The 14678-nt window shown below is 45.4% G+C and carries 14 protein-coding genes; all 14 read left to right on the top strand.

Annotated features, from left to right (window positions below):
- The first annotated feature begins 133 nt into the window (after positions 1-133).
- The gene (locus tag REC12_RS19030; RefSeq protein ID WP_308897227.1) at positions 134-808 is read left to right on the top strand and encodes a response regulator transcription factor; all 675 of its coding nucleotides are present in this window, start codon (positions 134-136) and stop codon (positions 806-808) included.
- The gene (locus tag REC12_RS19035) at positions 805-2544 is read left to right on the top strand and encodes a sensor histidine kinase (RefSeq protein ID WP_308897228.1); all 1740 of its coding nucleotides are present in this window, start codon (positions 805-807) and stop codon (positions 2542-2544) included. The genes REC12_RS19030 and REC12_RS19035 overlap by 4 nt, the downstream gene beginning before the upstream one ends.
- Positions 2545-2656: 112 nt before the next feature.
- Positions 2657-3538 (top strand): AraC family transcriptional regulator, encoded by an 882-nt coding sequence (locus REC12_RS19040; RefSeq protein ID WP_308897230.1) that lies wholly within the window; start codon positions 2657-2659, stop codon positions 3536-3538.
- Positions 3539-3730: 192 nt separating this feature from the next.
- On the top strand, positions 3731-4336 hold the full coding sequence (locus tag REC12_RS19045) for a GDSL-type esterase/lipase family protein (protein ID WP_308897231.1): 606 nt from the start codon (positions 3731-3733) through the stop codon (positions 4334-4336).
- An 11-nt stretch (positions 4337-4347) separates the two neighbouring features.
- The gene (locus REC12_RS19050; RefSeq protein WP_308897233.1) at positions 4348-5763 is read left to right on the top strand and encodes an MBOAT family O-acyltransferase; all 1416 of its coding nucleotides are present in this window, start codon (positions 4348-4350) and stop codon (positions 5761-5763) included.
- 12 nt (positions 5764-5775) lie between these two features.
- A complete protein-coding gene (locus tag REC12_RS19055) occupies positions 5776-6102 on the top strand; it encodes a hypothetical protein (RefSeq protein WP_308897235.1) in 327 nt (108 codons plus the stop codon).
- Positions 6103-6559: 457 nt separating this feature from the next.
- Positions 6560-7264, top strand: coding sequence for a response regulator transcription factor (locus REC12_RS19060; RefSeq protein ID WP_308897237.1), 705 nt, complete (start codon positions 6560-6562; stop codon positions 7262-7264).
- A gap of 1 nt (position 7265) precedes the next feature.
- Positions 7266-8189: a sensor histidine kinase gene (locus REC12_RS19065; protein WP_308897239.1), complete on the top strand. Its 924-nt coding sequence runs from the start codon at positions 7266-7268 to the stop codon at positions 8187-8189.
- Positions 8190-8283: 94 nt separating this feature from the next.
- The gene (locus REC12_RS19070; protein WP_308897241.1) at positions 8284-9204 is read left to right on the top strand and encodes an ABC transporter ATP-binding protein; all 921 of its coding nucleotides are present in this window, start codon (positions 8284-8286) and stop codon (positions 9202-9204) included.
- A complete protein-coding gene (locus REC12_RS19075) occupies positions 9197-9970 on the top strand; it encodes an ABC transporter permease (RefSeq protein ID WP_308897242.1) in 774 nt (257 codons plus the stop codon). The genes REC12_RS19070 and REC12_RS19075 overlap by 8 nt, the downstream gene beginning before the upstream one ends.
- A 117-nt stretch (positions 9971-10087) precedes the next feature.
- On the top strand, positions 10088-10909 hold the full coding sequence (locus tag REC12_RS19080) for a TraX family protein (RefSeq protein WP_308897249.1): 822 nt from the start codon (positions 10088-10090) through the stop codon (positions 10907-10909).
- 219 nt (positions 10910-11128) lie between these two features.
- The gene (locus REC12_RS19085; protein ID WP_308897244.1) at positions 11129-11593 is read left to right on the top strand and encodes a DUF8821 family protein; all 465 of its coding nucleotides are present in this window, start codon (positions 11129-11131) and stop codon (positions 11591-11593) included.
- A 100-nt stretch (positions 11594-11693) separates the two neighbouring features.
- Positions 11694-12008, top strand: a complete 315-nt coding sequence (locus REC12_RS19090; protein WP_308897246.1) for a hypothetical protein — start codon at positions 11694-11696, stop codon at positions 12006-12008.
- Between the two features lie 472 nt (positions 12009-12480).
- Positions 12481-14541, top strand: a complete 2061-nt coding sequence (locus REC12_RS19095) for a cell wall-binding repeat-containing protein (RefSeq protein ID WP_308897247.1) — start codon at positions 12481-12483, stop codon at positions 14539-14541.
- Positions 14542-14678 lie beyond the last annotated feature (137 nt).

Raw genomic sequence — 14678 nt, forward strand, 5'->3', positions numbered from 1 at the left:
ACAGGCGGGTTGAATAAATGAGTTCCCGGCGATGCGGCAGGCCTTTAAACCTGGCCGCATTTAAACTAAACGAGCTTAAGATTAAAGATTCTGCTTGAGCTTCTGCTTGCAAGACCCCGGAAGGAGGCAGGGAATGAATAAAATACTGGTTGTCGAAGATGAAGATATATTGCGGGAAGTGATCGTGGACTATCTGAAGGAAGATGGCTATCAAATCTTAGAGGCCGCGGATGGCGAAAAAGCTTTGGAGCTCTTTCAGGCCAATGCTGTTGATTTGGTAATCCTGGACATTGTCCTGCCGAAGATTGATGGCTGGTCGGTATGCCGCAGAATCCGGAAAAATTCCGCTATCCCCATCATCATTTTGACCGCCCGTTCCGATGAGGATGACTCTCTGCTGGGCTATGAGCTAGGAGCTGATGACTATCTGATCAAACCCTACAGTCCCCGGGTTCTCCGGGCAAAAGTGAAACGGTTTCTGGAAAAGTTTTCAGGTGTTGTGGCTGGAAGGCTGGTATCAGCCGGCGGCATTGTCCTGGATATGCGCTCAAGACTTGTTTCCCTGGACGGCAAGGCCGTTAATCTGACCCATACGGAATTGGAAATCCTGGCTTATTTAATGCAGAATAAAGGAATTGTCATTAGCAGAGAGCAATTGATCTCTAAACTATGGGGCTATGATTTTTATGGTGACGAAAAGACGGTGAACAGCCATATCAGAAACCTGCGTGCCAAGCTGGGCGATAAAGGCGGCTGCATTGTCACGGTGATCCGCTCGGGATATAAATTCGCAGAGGAACAGCGATGAAAAAAAGTATTGTTTTTAAATGGTTTGTACTGACGGCCCTCTTATTCTCGGCGCTGCTTTTAGTCATCGGCGTCACCCAGAATTATTTTTTTGAGCAATATTATCTGCATAAAAAAGCGGCTGCGCTCCAACTGGCAATGGAGGAGTACTCCGGTAAGGCCGCGCAAGCGGGAGCGGAAGCAGCAGCGGCCGAACTCTATAAGAATAGCCGGGTTTGGATTACCGAACTGGATGAGTATGGGCGTATCCGGGATGTGGAACATTACTACATCGAGGTAAGCTTGAAGAATGAAGCTCAGGGAAATTGGCGCATACCCATGTATTCTTTTACAGGAGAATTTTCTTCCGCTGTCCTCTCTTCCTTAAAGGCCGGCGATGAGGTGGTGATTGATACCGTTAATAGAGCAGGAGAAAAGATACCTTATCAGATCCAGACTGCCTCCACGGGAGTTGTCAATTTAAATATTGCCAACAAGCTGCATGGCCCTCAGGCCGATCCGGCCTATAGCCACCTTGAAACCGGCCTCTACAGGGGAACAATCACGAAAACTGTATTTCCGGAACGAGGAGAGGATATAGCCTTTCCTTACAATGAACAATATTTTCTGGACCAGGTCAAGGAATTCCAAGTCGGTTTGCTGGCTGATAAGGCCCAGCCTCTTCAGCATACGGAAGAGTATAGGACCACAGAAAATTTGGCGCAATATGAGATCATTGTTAAACCGGTCAGAGAAAATGGGACAGGGGGCTATATTTTGGCCATGACCTCTCTGCAGCCGGTGGATGAAGCCATAGCGGTCCTGCGGCAGTTCTATCCGTACTTTTTTGGTCTGGCCTTGCTGTGTGTGCTGGTTTTGGCCTTTGTTTTTTCCAGATGGCTGGCTAAACCGCTGCTGGCTGTCAACCGGATCACGGGGAAAATAGCCGGCATGGATTTTACGGAAAAGCTGCCGGTGCGTTCCCAAGACGAAATCGGTCAGCTCTCCCGGAATATCAATGAGCTCTCCGGCCAGATAGAGACCTATATCGGCCGGCTGAAACAGGACCTGGACAAAGAGAAGCAGCTGGAAAAGACCCGCCGGGAATTTATTGCCGGGGTGTCTCACGAACTGAAAACCCCGCTTGCCGTGCTGAAAAGTTGTCTGTCGATTTTAAAAGACGGGATCGCGTCTGAAAAAAGAGATCACTACTTTCAGGCCATGGAAGAGGAAATACAGCGGACGGACTTGCTGGTGGTCAATATGCTGGACCTGGCGAAGTTTGCCTCGGGTACCTATAAGCCGGAAATGGCTCCTTTTGAACTGGAGCAGGTAATTCGCGAGGCAGGCAGGTCCCTGACCGGAGCAATCGAGGAGAAAAATCTCACCCTCTGCTTAAGACTCGCTCCGCAAAGAGTCCTGGGACATAAAGGGCTGATCGGCCGCGTGATCACTAACTTTCTCAGCAATGCCATCCGGCATACGGAGAACGGGCGGGCGATCATCATCACTGTCAGAGGCAATGGACAGACAGCGGAAGTCAGCGTCTCAAACCAGGGGAAGCACCTGGCCGAGGAAGACCGGAAAAGGGTGTGGGACCAATTCTACCGCGTCGAAGCCAGAACAGCCAAAGCGGGTACGGGTCTCGGACTTGCCATAGCCAAGGAAATCCTGGAGTTGCACCATGCTGTTTATGGTGTGGAAAATACCGGGGACGGCGTCCGCTTTTTCTTTGCCCTGCCGCTGGAGCTCGGATAAACAATTTGCTGCAAACTCTTTGCCCGGGTTGATCCTGCATAAATCGTGCGGAAAAAGTCGGGTAGATAACTATAACTCCTGATATTCTATTGATGAGAGAGGAGGTCATACAATGGATTCCTTAAAAAGAATGAATGACGCTTTAAATTACATTGAAGAAAATCTGACAAATGAACTTGATTTTAATGAAGTTGCCAGATTGGCTTTTTGCTCTGAGTATCATTTTCAAAGAATGTTTTCTTTCCTTGCAGGGTTCCCGCTTGCGGAGTACATTCGCCGCCGCCGTCTTACTCTTGCCGCCTTTGAGCTTAATAATAGCAAGATTAGAGTAATTGATGTGGCGGTTAAATACGGATACAACTCACCGGACGCATTCACGAGAGCGTTTCAGAACTTGCATGGCATAACGCCCTCAGAAGCTAAATTTAATGGTCAATTACTGAAAGCATATCCAAGAATGACCTTTCAATTATCAATTAAGGGAGGAAATGAAATGAACTATCGAATAGTCGAAAAAGAAGCATTCCGCATAATCGGCATCAAGAAAAGAGTTCCTCTAATCTTTACGGGAGTTAATCCGGAGATTTCTGCTATGTGGAGAAGTCTGAAGGAGGAAATGCTTCTTAAGCTTAAGGAACTTTCTAATGTCGAGCCCTTGGGGTTAATAAATGCCTCAATAAACTTTTCAGAAGAACGAATGGAGGAAAAGGGGGAACTTGACCACTATCTAGGCGTTGCAACAACAGGGGAGTGTCCGGATAACTTGGCAAAGCTTGAAGTTTCTCCTTCAATATGGGCTGTATTTGAGGCAGAAGGACCGTTTCCGGATACTTTGCAAAATGTTTGGGGACGTATCTATGCCGAATGGTTTCCGTCTTCAAACTATGAACGGGCAGAAGGGCCATCAATTTTATGGACAGAACAAAAAGACCTGACTTCATCATCTGTTAGAAGTGAATTATGGATACCGATTATAAAAAGCACTAATAGTTAAGTTGTACGGCGATTCTATAGTTACCAGCGTAACAGGGGCTGTCGCAATATCCGAAAGTCTTTAATAAAACAAAAACCATGCCTAAACAGTGGGGTAAATCCACGTTTGTGCATGGTTTTTTATTTCATCTGCACCTGTTCTGCATTTTGCTGCTGTAATATCTCTGTATCCAATAAAGAAAGAGGTATTGCCATGAAAAAACTGATGATCTGTTTCCTGACCGGCCTTCTCCTGCTGGGTGTGACTGCCTGCGGCAAGACAACTGCTGCCGGCGATGTAACCCTTAAGTTAAAGAACAGTGTCTTTATGGGAGATTCCATCACCGAAGGGTTTGTCGTGAATGAAATTCTGCCGCAAGATTCCGTCATTGCCGGGGCGGGGGCCACAGCCGGTTTTGCTTATGACGACATGGGGGCTTTGACTGCCAAGAAACCGGCCAGGGTCTTTATCATGTTGGGATCGAATGATTTGCTTATGCCTGTGGCTGGCCCTCAAGAATTATTCAGACAAGATTTAAGGAAACTGATCAAGAAGATCAAGGAAGAACTGCCCGCTTCTGCAATCTATCTCCAATCCATAACTCCCGTAACCCGGGAAGCCTTGCAACAAGAGCCCCGCTACGCGGGAATAGGGGAATATAACGGGATTTTGCAGGAACTGGCGGGTAAACTAGCCGTCCATTATGTAGACATCGGAGCCTTGGCAGAGGCAAACCCCGCTTTATTTGCCGAAGATGGCGTTCATTTCCGGAAAGAATTTTATCAGCTGTGGCTGCAGAAACTCTCTGAGTCATTATAGGAGAGGGAACGATGGTTTTCAGCAGTCTGTTTTTTGTCTTTGCTTTTTTGCCCGTGACCGTTCTGCTCTATTACTCTTTGGGGAAGCATTTGCGCAATGTGGTCCTGCTGGCGGCCAGCCTGTTTTTCTATGCCTGGGGGGAACCTGTTTATGTGTTGTTGATGGGCGGCTCCATCGTGATTAATTACCGGATAGGCACGCTCTTAGGTAGCTTAGGCAGAGATGCTTCCCAGCGGCGAAAAAGGCAGCTTGTTTTAATCCTAGGCCTGGTCTTCAATTTAGGCTGTCTTGCCTATTTTAAATACTGCGGCCTGATCATCAGCACTATAGCCTCTCTGGGCGGTTGGAACTTGCAGGCGGGAGCGCCGGCACTCCCTTTAGGGATTTCTTTTTACACCTTTCACACCCTGTCTTATGTGTTTGATGTGTACAGGAGAAAAGTAAAACCGCAGCAGAGCCTGCTTCTTTTTGCTCTTTATATTGCTATGTTCCCGCAGTTGGTGGCCGGGCCGATTGTGAAGTATGCGGAGATTGAATCCCAGTTGGCTGTCAGGAGCACGACTTTCCCGGAATTCAACTCCGGGCTGCGGCGTTTTCTCTGCGGTTTGGCGAAAAAAGTGCTTCTGGCCAACAATATAGGCCTGCTCTGGTCCGAAGTAAAGGCCCTGCCCGCTGCGGAAATTTCAGTGCTCCTGGCCTGGGCCGGGATTATAGCCTTTGCCTTGCAGATTTATTTCGATTTCAGCGGCTATTCCGACATGGCCATCGGTTTGGGAAAAATGTTTGGCTTTCGTTTTCAGGAAAATTTCCGCTCGCCCTATCTGGCGCAAAGCGTCTCGGAATTTTGGCGGCGGTGGCATATTTCCCTCGGAGCGTGGTTTAAAGAATATGTCTATATTCCTTTGGGAGGGAGCCGCGCCGGTAAGTGGAAACTGCTGCGGAACCTGGCCGGCGTCTGGTTCCTCACCGGACTCTGGCATGGTGCCAGCTGGAATTTTGTTTTGTGGGGGCTCTATTTTGGAATAGCAATCTCTGCGGAAAAATTGTTGTTGCTGAAAAGCATGGCACGCTGGCCCCAGGCTGTCCGTCATCTGTATTTAGTGCTGTTGGTCCTTATCGGCTGGGTGTTCTTTGAATTTAGCAATCTGACGGACGGGCTGGGTTTTCTGGGGATTATGTTCAGAGCGGGAGGCCAGGCACTCATAGATCAGCCGGCCCTTGTGAAGCTAAAAGCTTATGCCGTCTGCTATCTTGTGTGTATCCTTGCCGCTTCACCCGGGCCGAAGAAAGCGGCATTATCGGTGCAACGAATTCTTGGCCCTCTCTATGAATCAGCCGTAAGCGTTTCTTATGGCGCTTTGATGCTTTGGACAACGGCCTATATGGTTGCTTCAACCTACAACCCCTTTATCTATTTTCGATTTTAACGGAGGATTGAGATGAAGATCAAAGCCCCCAAAGGCTGTGCTGTTGTGCGGAATATCCTGGGCCTGTTTCCGTTTTTATTAATATTGGCCATGTTTCTCTGGCATCTGGCTCTGCCGGACAAAACCTTTTCCCCCAAGGAGCGGCGCTACTTGGCACAATGGCCTGTTTTTCGGCTTGAAAACGTCTTAAACGGCACCTATGAGACTAAAGCTGAAGCCTATTTTGCGGATCAGTTTCCCTGGCGGGACCTTTGGGTTCAGATTCAGGAAGTTTCTGAACAAATTTTAGGACCAGGCCCGGACCAGCGAGAGCCCGGATTTTCAAGAGAAGGGCATTAAAAAAAGTGGCCCGGGCCATTAAAGGTATTTGTCGATATATTCCTTCATCTCCAATACTAATTTGCGTTTGCCTGATGAGATTATTAAAGACATAGTTATTGAGCATTAAGGATTTATCCCCTAAACTATTAATAATATTTTAAAAGCCAATTAGTATAAGACAGTCTTAAATTTTAAGGAAACAGCTATTATTTTAGCGGTACCTGTGGCTACGGGATCTTTGTCTTTATGGTAGTCGAACTTACAAGTGCGCCAAATACCGTCCCGGTTTATTCCCAAATATATAGTTGAGCCCTTTTCCGGTTTCAGATTGAAATGTGCCAGAATTCAGTTCATTTATTGTTTTTCTGGGCAGGTTATATTATGTTAATAATGTTAACCTGATTTCCTATTGGTTAATATGGATACCTAGAGTGAAAGATAATTGGGGTTACTTATTTTTTATTGGGGGGCAATTATGGATTCCGCTCGCATTCTGATTATTGAAGATGATTTTGAAATAAACCAGTTAGTAGCCAAATACTTGACGAAAGAAGGATTCGCGATCGATTCCGTTTACGACGGGAGAGAGGCACTAGCTTGTGTCTCGAATCAGGAATACCAGCTCATAATTTTAGATTTGATGCTGCCTGAGGTTGACGGACAGGAAGTTTTGCGCAAAATCCGCGCCAAGAAGACCATCCCTGTGCTGATCCTGTCCGCCAAAGATAGGGAAATGGATAAAATAATGGCTCTAGGGCTTGGGGCGGATGATTATTTGACCAAACCCTTTACAATCGGAGAGTTGGTCGCAAGGGTCAAAGCCCAGTTGCGCCGTTACACAGACTTTAATCCCAATGCCAACGGCATCGGGTCCAAGGTTTTAAAGCACGGCGATTTGCAGCTTGATCTGTGGACCTGTGAGGTTACTGTGGGCGGGCAGAAAAAATCTTTAAGCGCCAAAGAGTTCGCTATCCTGAAACTGTTTCTGTCCCAACCTTCCCGAGTCTTTACCAAATCCCAGATCTTCCAGGCTGTTTGGCAGGAAGAGAGCATGAGCGACGATAATACCGTCATGGTGCACATCAGCAGACTGCGGACGAAGCTGGAGAGAGACCCGTCTAATCCGGTGTACATCCAGACTGTGTGGGGTTTCGGCTATAAACTGGGCGAGGGGTGTTAGCATGTTGAACCTCGCTCTTTTTCTTGTTCTGATATCCCTCAGCCTCTTTTGGGGGCTGCGCTACTATCATCTGCTGCATAAATTGCAAAAAATAAGGCAAATAACGCAAGGAATTCAGACCGGCAATTTAAATCTGCGCTACCGTCTAGGCACGGACTATAAGGAACTGGAGGACTTGGGCGGAGAGCTGAACCGGCTGGTGGACTCTTTTCAGAAGGCTTTTGAACGGACCCGATTCTTAGAAGAAGAGCGTAAACGGATGATTGCCAACATCTCCCACGACCTGCGCACGCCCTTGACCTCACTACTTGGCTACTTGGAAGCCTTGCAAAATGACGAAACCCTGACCGTGGAAGAAAAAGAAGGTTTTCTTGGCATAGCGGGCCAAAAAGGGAAGGACTTGCTGTCCTTATTACAGGATTTTTTTGAACTGACCAGACTGGAAGCTGATGATGCTTTACCGGAGCTGCAAAAAGTCAACCTGACGGAGATCGTGCCTGAGGTTCTCGTCGGCTTTTATCCTGATTTTGTGCAGGCCGGGATTACTCCGGCAGTCAATATTCCGGATGCTCCTCTCTATGTCTGGGGAGACGTTGCTTACCTGCGGCGCATCTTAAACAACCTTCTGACCAATGCCTTGCGCTACGGCCAGGATGGGAAGGAGATCGGGATCGGCCTCCGGGAAGCGCCGGAGATGGTTTGGGTGGAGGTTTGGGACAGGGGCAAGGGAATCCGGGCTCAAGATCTGCCCCACATTTTCGAGCGGCTGTATACCGGGGAGGCTTCGAGGAACACTTCCCTTCGGGGCAGCGGTCTGGGATTGACCATCGTCAAGAACCAGGTTGAAAAACAGGGCGGCCGCATCACTGTAGCCAGCATACCCGGTGAGAAAACAATCTTCTCTTTTGGCCTGCGGAAAAGCTAAGATGATCTATTTTTAAATTTAAGGATTTTGTAAGAAATTTTCAAAGGGCCTGAAAGAACTCTCAGGTATACTGTGCTCGAAAGGTGTGATAGCCGTGGATTTTTGTTTGCGAACCCTTAATTTAAGCAAACGCTACGGAGAAAAAGCAGTCGTCCGGGAGATCAACCTGAACGTCAGGACCGGAGATATCTACGGCTTTTTGGGACAAAACGGCGCAGGCAAGACGACTACGCTGCGGATGCTCATGGGCCTGATCCGGCCGTCGGCGGGAGAAATCGAATGGTTCGGCGCGGGGCCGCATAGTGGCAGAGCTAGGGCACTGGAGCGCATCGGCGCGATTATCGAGTATCCGGGGTTTTATCTTAACCTGAGCGCAGCAGAGAATCTGGAGATCCATCGCCGTCTCATGGGGATGGGCAACAAAGAATGCATTGACGAGGTTCTGAGCACTGTCGGCCTGCTCGATGCCAAGCAGCAAAAAGTGAAGAATTATTCCCTGGGAATGAAGCAGAGATTAGGGATCGCCCGGGCTCTGCTGCACCATCCGGAACTCCTGATTCTGGACGAACCGACCAACGGCTTAGATCCGGTAGGTATTAAGGAAGTCCGGCAACTCTTTTTGGAGCTGGCTAAGCAACGGGGCATTACCATTCTCATTTCCAGTCATTTGTTAAGCGAAATCGAGCTGGTGGCCACCAGGATTGGTATTATTCATCAGGGGAAACTGCTGGAGGAAATTGATTACGCGGAGCTGCGGAAAAAGGCCAGGCAATATCTTGAAATTAAGCTCGATAACGAGCAGCGGGCTGCCTATCTTTTGGAGCAAAAGCTGGGCATGGGCGATTATCTTGTAGCCGGCCCGGGCCTTTTGTATCTCTATGAAGGTCTTGAGCAGTCGGCAAAGGTCAATTTTACGCTGGCGAGTAATGGCATTGGCGTTAGGGAGATTGTCCTGTCGGGGGATAGCCTGGAAGACTATTTCCTGAAAATCACCGGAGGTGCTGAGCTTGTTTAGCGTATTTAAAACAGAAGTGATCAAGCTTAAAAACACAAAGATCCTTTGGCTGGTTCTGATCGGAGCATTACCGGCAAATCTTGTGAGCTTGATGGGGTTATTGCCGAGAATATCTCCCGCAGGCACACCTGCGGGTGTTAACCTGCAGGACATGTTTTACCGCCAGGGGCAGATGATTACCATATTGGGTCCCGCCTTGTTCGCTCTGATGACCGGGTATATTATCGCTCGGGAATATCAGGAACGTACGATCAATCAACTATTTTCCTACCCGGTTTCGCGGATGAGATTTTTGGCGGCTAAACTCGCGGCAGTGTTAGCCCTCATTGCCGTAACCACAATACTGTCAAGTTTAACTGTGTTTGCGGTCGGCAGCAAATTGGTTTTCCAGCAGCACGCGGATCTTCAGGCATTATGGTTGGGTATAAAAATGAATGTGATGATTTGTGTACTCTCCTTTGGTACAATTCCTGTGGCGGCAGCCTTGAGTATGGTAGGGAAGAACATTATTCCAGCCGCGGTTTTGGGAGTGTTTGTTACCGTCATCGCCGCTATCGGTGAAGCCGGACATGGCAGATTGAGCATCCTTTTCCCCTGGTTAACCCCTTATTGGCCAGTCCGGCAACTAGCCCAAGGAATAGCCCAAAACTCCGGTTTGAACCCCTATGCGCCCCTTGCGCTGGTGATTCTTGGGGGTACCTTCCTTGTCGCCTTAATTTTCTGCCTCGTCTACTATGCCAGGGCGGATGTCCACAGTGGGTCTTGAGGCTCTTTTGCCCCGGGGTAGGGCCAGGGCAGAATGCCTGGAGAGTAACCTGTGCGAAGACAGTGCCTTCGGGTGCCGGCCAAGTTTTCTTTATGAGGAGAGATAAAAGTGAGAAACATGGATAAGAGCTCAGCAGCTGCTATAGACAAAGGAAGATATGTGAAAATTGGTACTTTTGCTTTAAAAATTATTGCCCTTGCAGCTATGCTGCTTGATCATTTGGAGGGAACTTTTCCTGATACATTTCCGGTTGCTTTGAGCTGGACCGGCAGAATTGCCATACCGGTGTTCATGTTCTGCGTTATTCAAGGTCTTCTCCACACCAGCAATACGAGAAAGTATCTATTCCGTCTCTATATCGGGTCCGCAGTTATGGCTGCCGGAAGCTTTATTTTGCAGATTATCGTTTCAGAAGCCCGGTTTCAGATTGCCGATAATATGTTTGCTACACTCTTTTTATTGGCCGTCTTGATTAGCTTGATAAGAACCAAACTTGCTTTGAAGAAAAAAGTAAGGTTGTGGATTATCTTTATAGTGACTCAAATGATTAGTTTTCTGCTCATCATAAGGTTACAGACGGCAGCGAAATCCTGCGCCTATTTGGCAAATGGGCTAATTCCCAACGTCATAACCAATCAAGGTTCTGTTCTATTTTTAATGCTTGGTCTTTTGATGTACGCTTTTAGGAATAATCGCCTGAAATTTTCAGTTATGTACCTTGCCTATTGCCTCTTAATGCTTGCCAGTGCAGGCTTTTCCGGGTTCACAGTTCAAAACTTGTTTTATGGCAATTACCAGTGGATGATGATCATAGCACTGCCGTTAATGCTTGCCTACAACGGCCGAAGAGGCAGAAGTTTAAAATATTTCTTTTATGCCTTTTATCCTTTGCATATTTGGCTTTTGTTCCTCATCGGCAACTTTGTGCAAAGGAAATGAATCATTTTTTTGTCTGATTTAAGGCCATACTAAAGCCATCAGGTGAAAAAGACAAGTCATTTGATTCATTTAAAAAGAGGAAGGTTTTGCCCATGGCGGATTATACCCGGGAAGAAAAAGACTGCTTTACCGTTTTAGGTTTTGGAACTGGCCTTAAGAGCACTGACACAGATTTTGCTGGCTTAACTTAAGGAATAAGAGATAAAAGGAGGGATGGAAATGTCCTATACCGTTGATTTTAAAAATGTGTCCGCTGTTGGTTTAGAGTCTTCACCTGTAGCCGAAGCCCTTGCCGGTTTGCGTGCTAATGAAGCCCGATACTTTATGAACAAATACAAGCATGAATTTGCGGTTGTACCGGCTGGCGAAAGCCAGGAGACCCTTGACTACGTGAAGCGAATTTTGAAAGAAGAACGTGAGATTGAGTTTGCGGCCAAACCTTTAGAAACGTCGCGTTTTCAAGTGGAAAACATCAAAATGGCCTACGTCTTTTATGAGGACGGTCTTGCGGTCAACGTCATGTATACGGTTGATGACCCTAAGAAGCGGGCCGTTGGTTTTAAGCTTTCTGAGGGGATGGAGGTACCCAAGGAGTTGGAAGGGAAGTTTAAGTTTGCCAGGCAGAAGTCTAAACTAGCCGGAACAATTCGGGGTTCTTTTTTTGTCATTAAAGGAGACTATTAAAGCAGGCAAAGATTTAAGTAAAGAGCGTTTAAACATAATTCTAGAAGTTTAGGTAATAATATCGATTGGTAAATGTAACATTAGATGGAGGGGTACGATAATGAATAATGATTCTATGACAGGGCAGCAAAACTCGCAAAGTGCTCGCGAGTTCGAACAAAAAGCTCAAGAAGCTGCTTCAGGGGAACAAAAAGCCAGGAATTTCAATGCTCAAAATTCAGGCAATGGAAATAATCAACAAGGTCAATTTCAGAGTGTCAGTCAGCAGGCATCAATGAAGGGAAGTATGTTTACTAATACTATGTCCGGGCAACAGGACTGGCAAATGGCTCAGGATTTCGAGCAAAAAGCTCAACAAGCTGCTCAGGGGGAGCAGAAGGCTGACAGCTTTAACGCCCAACATTCTGATCGATAATTTCCAATCGAAGAAGTACAAAACTTAATGATTTAGGGAAAACGTTGATATAAAAGTGAACTAAATCTGTTATTTTATAAGGGGTTATCTTCAAGTAAATTGTTTAATGAAGATAACCTCTTATGTTTCAAGTGATAAAAATCTGGTTCAAGGGTAGGGGTCAAACTATAATCTCGGGCTTAAAATCACATAAGCGCTGCCAGCTACTAATGCCCTTAGATATTTTAAAGCAAAGAATAGAAATGCCAATATTGCCGATATAATGATAAGTCCAACTATACCTCCAACAAAATATGAGATCTTCATTCCCTCCATTGGTAATGGATAAATTACATTTGCTCTCAGTATTCTACCTATGTGTTCGTAATAATCGCTCAGTAGTAAATGTATAAAATTGTCTGACAGGGTGTTATAGAATTATTACAGTAACCATGTTATAGTGAAATTCAGCATAATAAACGGGAGGAAGCGTATGAAAATAAAACGAAGTTTTTTAATTATTTATCTCTCATTATTAACCGCAGCTTTTATTTTCACATTATCTCTATCTGCTTACGCCGATACGTCTTCAACTACAAGATTATCCGGTTTTGATCGTTATGAAACCGCATCCCAAATTGCCAAGGCTGGATGGCCACAATCCGATTACGCGATTCTCGCTTATGGTGAGGATTATCCGGATGCTCTAACCGCCGCACCTCTGGCTCAAAAATATAATGCCCCTATATTATTGACAACTTCAAGTAGTCTGCCAAATTCGACAAAACAAACGTTAGTTGATCTGCAAGTGAAAAATGTAATAATAATCGGTGGAACGGGTGTAATACACTCTTCAATTGATTCTGAATTACAAGCTATGGGAATTACGACAAGTCGTATTGCAGGGCAAGATAAGTATGAAACGGCAGTAAAAATTGCCCAACAAATTACAACGCCTTCGGCAATTTTTGTTTGCACTGGTGATGACTATTCGGATGCTCTATCAGTTGCTCCGATTGCGGCTATGAAACAGATGCCAATCATCTTGGTACCAAGAGATTCCATACCAGATTGTGTAGATAATTATATTGCCGAGATTAAGGTTACTAAAACTTATGTGGTTGGGTATTCTGACCTTATTGGTGATTCGGTCTTTGAACGATTGCCTTATCCGGAAAGAATTTTCGGATTTGATAAGTACGCCAGGAATATCGCCATAAATAAAGAATTTGATAGCGAATTTAAGTCTGAAAATGTTTGTGTAGCTACTGGAGAAGGTTTTGCCGATGCCTTAACTGGCACAGTCTATTGTGCTAAAATTTCAGAACCCATCATTTTAATTAAAGATAATTCCCCAACTGACACAATAAATTATTATCATCAAAGGTTAACTAATGCCAGCAATGTTTACATATTTGGAGGAACCGGCGTACTTTCAGATAGTCTGATAAAGGGGTTAAACAGCACTGTGCCGACGGTTTCTCCTACAGAAGCAGTTAATTCGGTTACAACGATCCTAACGCCTACGCAAATTTCAAAACTAGTAAGTCCTTCAGTCCTGTATATTGAAACTTACGATAGCTCGGGCAAGGCTTATGGCAGCGGCAGTGGTTTTGTTGTTGATAGCAATGGGAAAATCGTCACTAATTACCATGTTATTGAAGGTGCCTCAAGTGCCAAAGTTTATTTAGCTAATGGAACGGAATACGATGTAGACAAGGTTTTTGCTTTTGATAAAGATAGAGATATTGCAATTTTAGGGATTAATGCTTCGGGTTTATCTCCGGTAACGTTGGGAGACTCCAGTTCTGTCAGCACTGGTGATAAAATTTACACAATCGGCAGTCCGGAAGGATTTGAAAATTCATTGTCGGACGGTTTGATAAGTTCTAGCTCAAGAACTATATCTCATCAAAAGTTTATTCAAATAACTGCCCCAATTAGTTCAGGTTCAAGCGGTGGAGTTCTGCTTGACGAAAAGGGTAGAGTTATAGGAATAACTACAGCAAGTATAGAAGATAGTCAAGATTTGAATTTTGCTATCCCTATAAACGATCTCAAGGGGTTCTTAACTCAGGATATTAATAAAAACCTCTCTAACTTGGAAGAAGTGCCAACTAATTTTGCCGACCTGCAAAATTACTTAAATAATAATTTTGGAACTCTTAACATAGAAGGACTAAAGATGAATATTTTTTGGGTAGTCAATGAAGATGACTTGATGATCAAAGGTGTTGACCTGCAAATTCACGCTTTTATGGATAGTTCGAGTTATGATAACTGGCTATTATTATGTGATAATGGCTATCAGGATAAGTTGACCAATAATTTTAAGTCAGTATTTGATATGCTTCAGACAGCTTTTCCGGATAAGAGTATTTGGTTAAACGGTATAGCTGCCTATAGTACTGATAGTGATCCCGTGGGATTCAAGCCAAGCGAAGTGACTTATGATAGCGCAAAAGGGAAATGGCATGTATTTCATGAGTTCATTGGCTTCTATGATAAAGATGGGAAAGGTGGAGCTGAACCAGAATTTAACGCTCCTAATTAGGGCTTGCTAACCAAACCCTTTAATCAAGCAAAAAACCAAAATCTGTAACTATAAAATACCTCTTCAAAAATTGGACAAAAAGAACTCTGAGCTTATGCTCCAAGTTCATGACAAAGAATTGCATGCTAATCATACAC

Origin of the sequence: Candidatus Desulfosporosinus nitrosoreducens (assembly GCF_030954495.1) — a bacterium.
Lineage (GTDB): Bacteria > Bacillota > Desulfitobacteriia > Desulfitobacteriales > Desulfitobacteriaceae > Desulfosporosinus > Desulfosporosinus nitrosoreducens.

What these genes read in the sequence shown, in the direction of transcription:
- REC12_RS19090 (WP_308897246.1), top strand. Translation starts at nt 11,694, where the DNA reads ATGAATAATGATTCTATGACAGGGCAGCAAAACTCGCAAAGTGCTCGC.
- REC12_RS19050 (WP_308897233.1), top strand. Translation starts at nt 4,348, where the DNA reads ATGGTTTTCAGCAGTCTGTTTTTTGTCTTTGCTTTTTTGCCCGTGACC.
- REC12_RS19055 (WP_308897235.1), top strand. Translation starts at nt 5,776, where the DNA reads ATGAAGATCAAAGCCCCCAAAGGCTGTGCTGTTGTGCGGAATATCCTG.
- REC12_RS19060 (WP_308897237.1), top strand. Translation starts at nt 6,560, where the DNA reads ATGGATTCCGCTCGCATTCTGATTATTGAAGATGATTTTGAAATAAAC.
- REC12_RS19040 (WP_308897230.1), top strand. Translation starts at nt 2,657, where the DNA reads ATGGATTCCTTAAAAAGAATGAATGACGCTTTAAATTACATTGAAGAA.
- REC12_RS19095 (WP_308897247.1), top strand. Translation starts at nt 12,481, where the DNA reads ATGAAAATAAAACGAAGTTTTTTAATTATTTATCTCTCATTATTAACC.
- REC12_RS19035 (WP_308897228.1), top strand. Translation starts at nt 805, where the DNA reads ATGAAAAAAAGTATTGTTTTTAAATGGTTTGTACTGACGGCCCTCTTA.
- REC12_RS19045 (WP_308897231.1), top strand. Translation starts at nt 3,731, where the DNA reads ATGAAAAAACTGATGATCTGTTTCCTGACCGGCCTTCTCCTGCTGGGT.
- REC12_RS19065 (WP_308897239.1), top strand. Translation starts at nt 7,266, where the DNA reads ATGTTGAACCTCGCTCTTTTTCTTGTTCTGATATCCCTCAGCCTCTTT.
- REC12_RS19085 (WP_308897244.1), top strand. Translation starts at nt 11,129, where the DNA reads ATGTCCTATACCGTTGATTTTAAAAATGTGTCCGCTGTTGGTTTAGAG.
- REC12_RS19080 (WP_308897249.1), top strand. Translation starts at nt 10,088, where the DNA reads ATGGATAAGAGCTCAGCAGCTGCTATAGACAAAGGAAGATATGTGAAA.
- REC12_RS19030 (WP_308897227.1), top strand. Translation starts at nt 134, where the DNA reads ATGAATAAAATACTGGTTGTCGAAGATGAAGATATATTGCGGGAAGTG.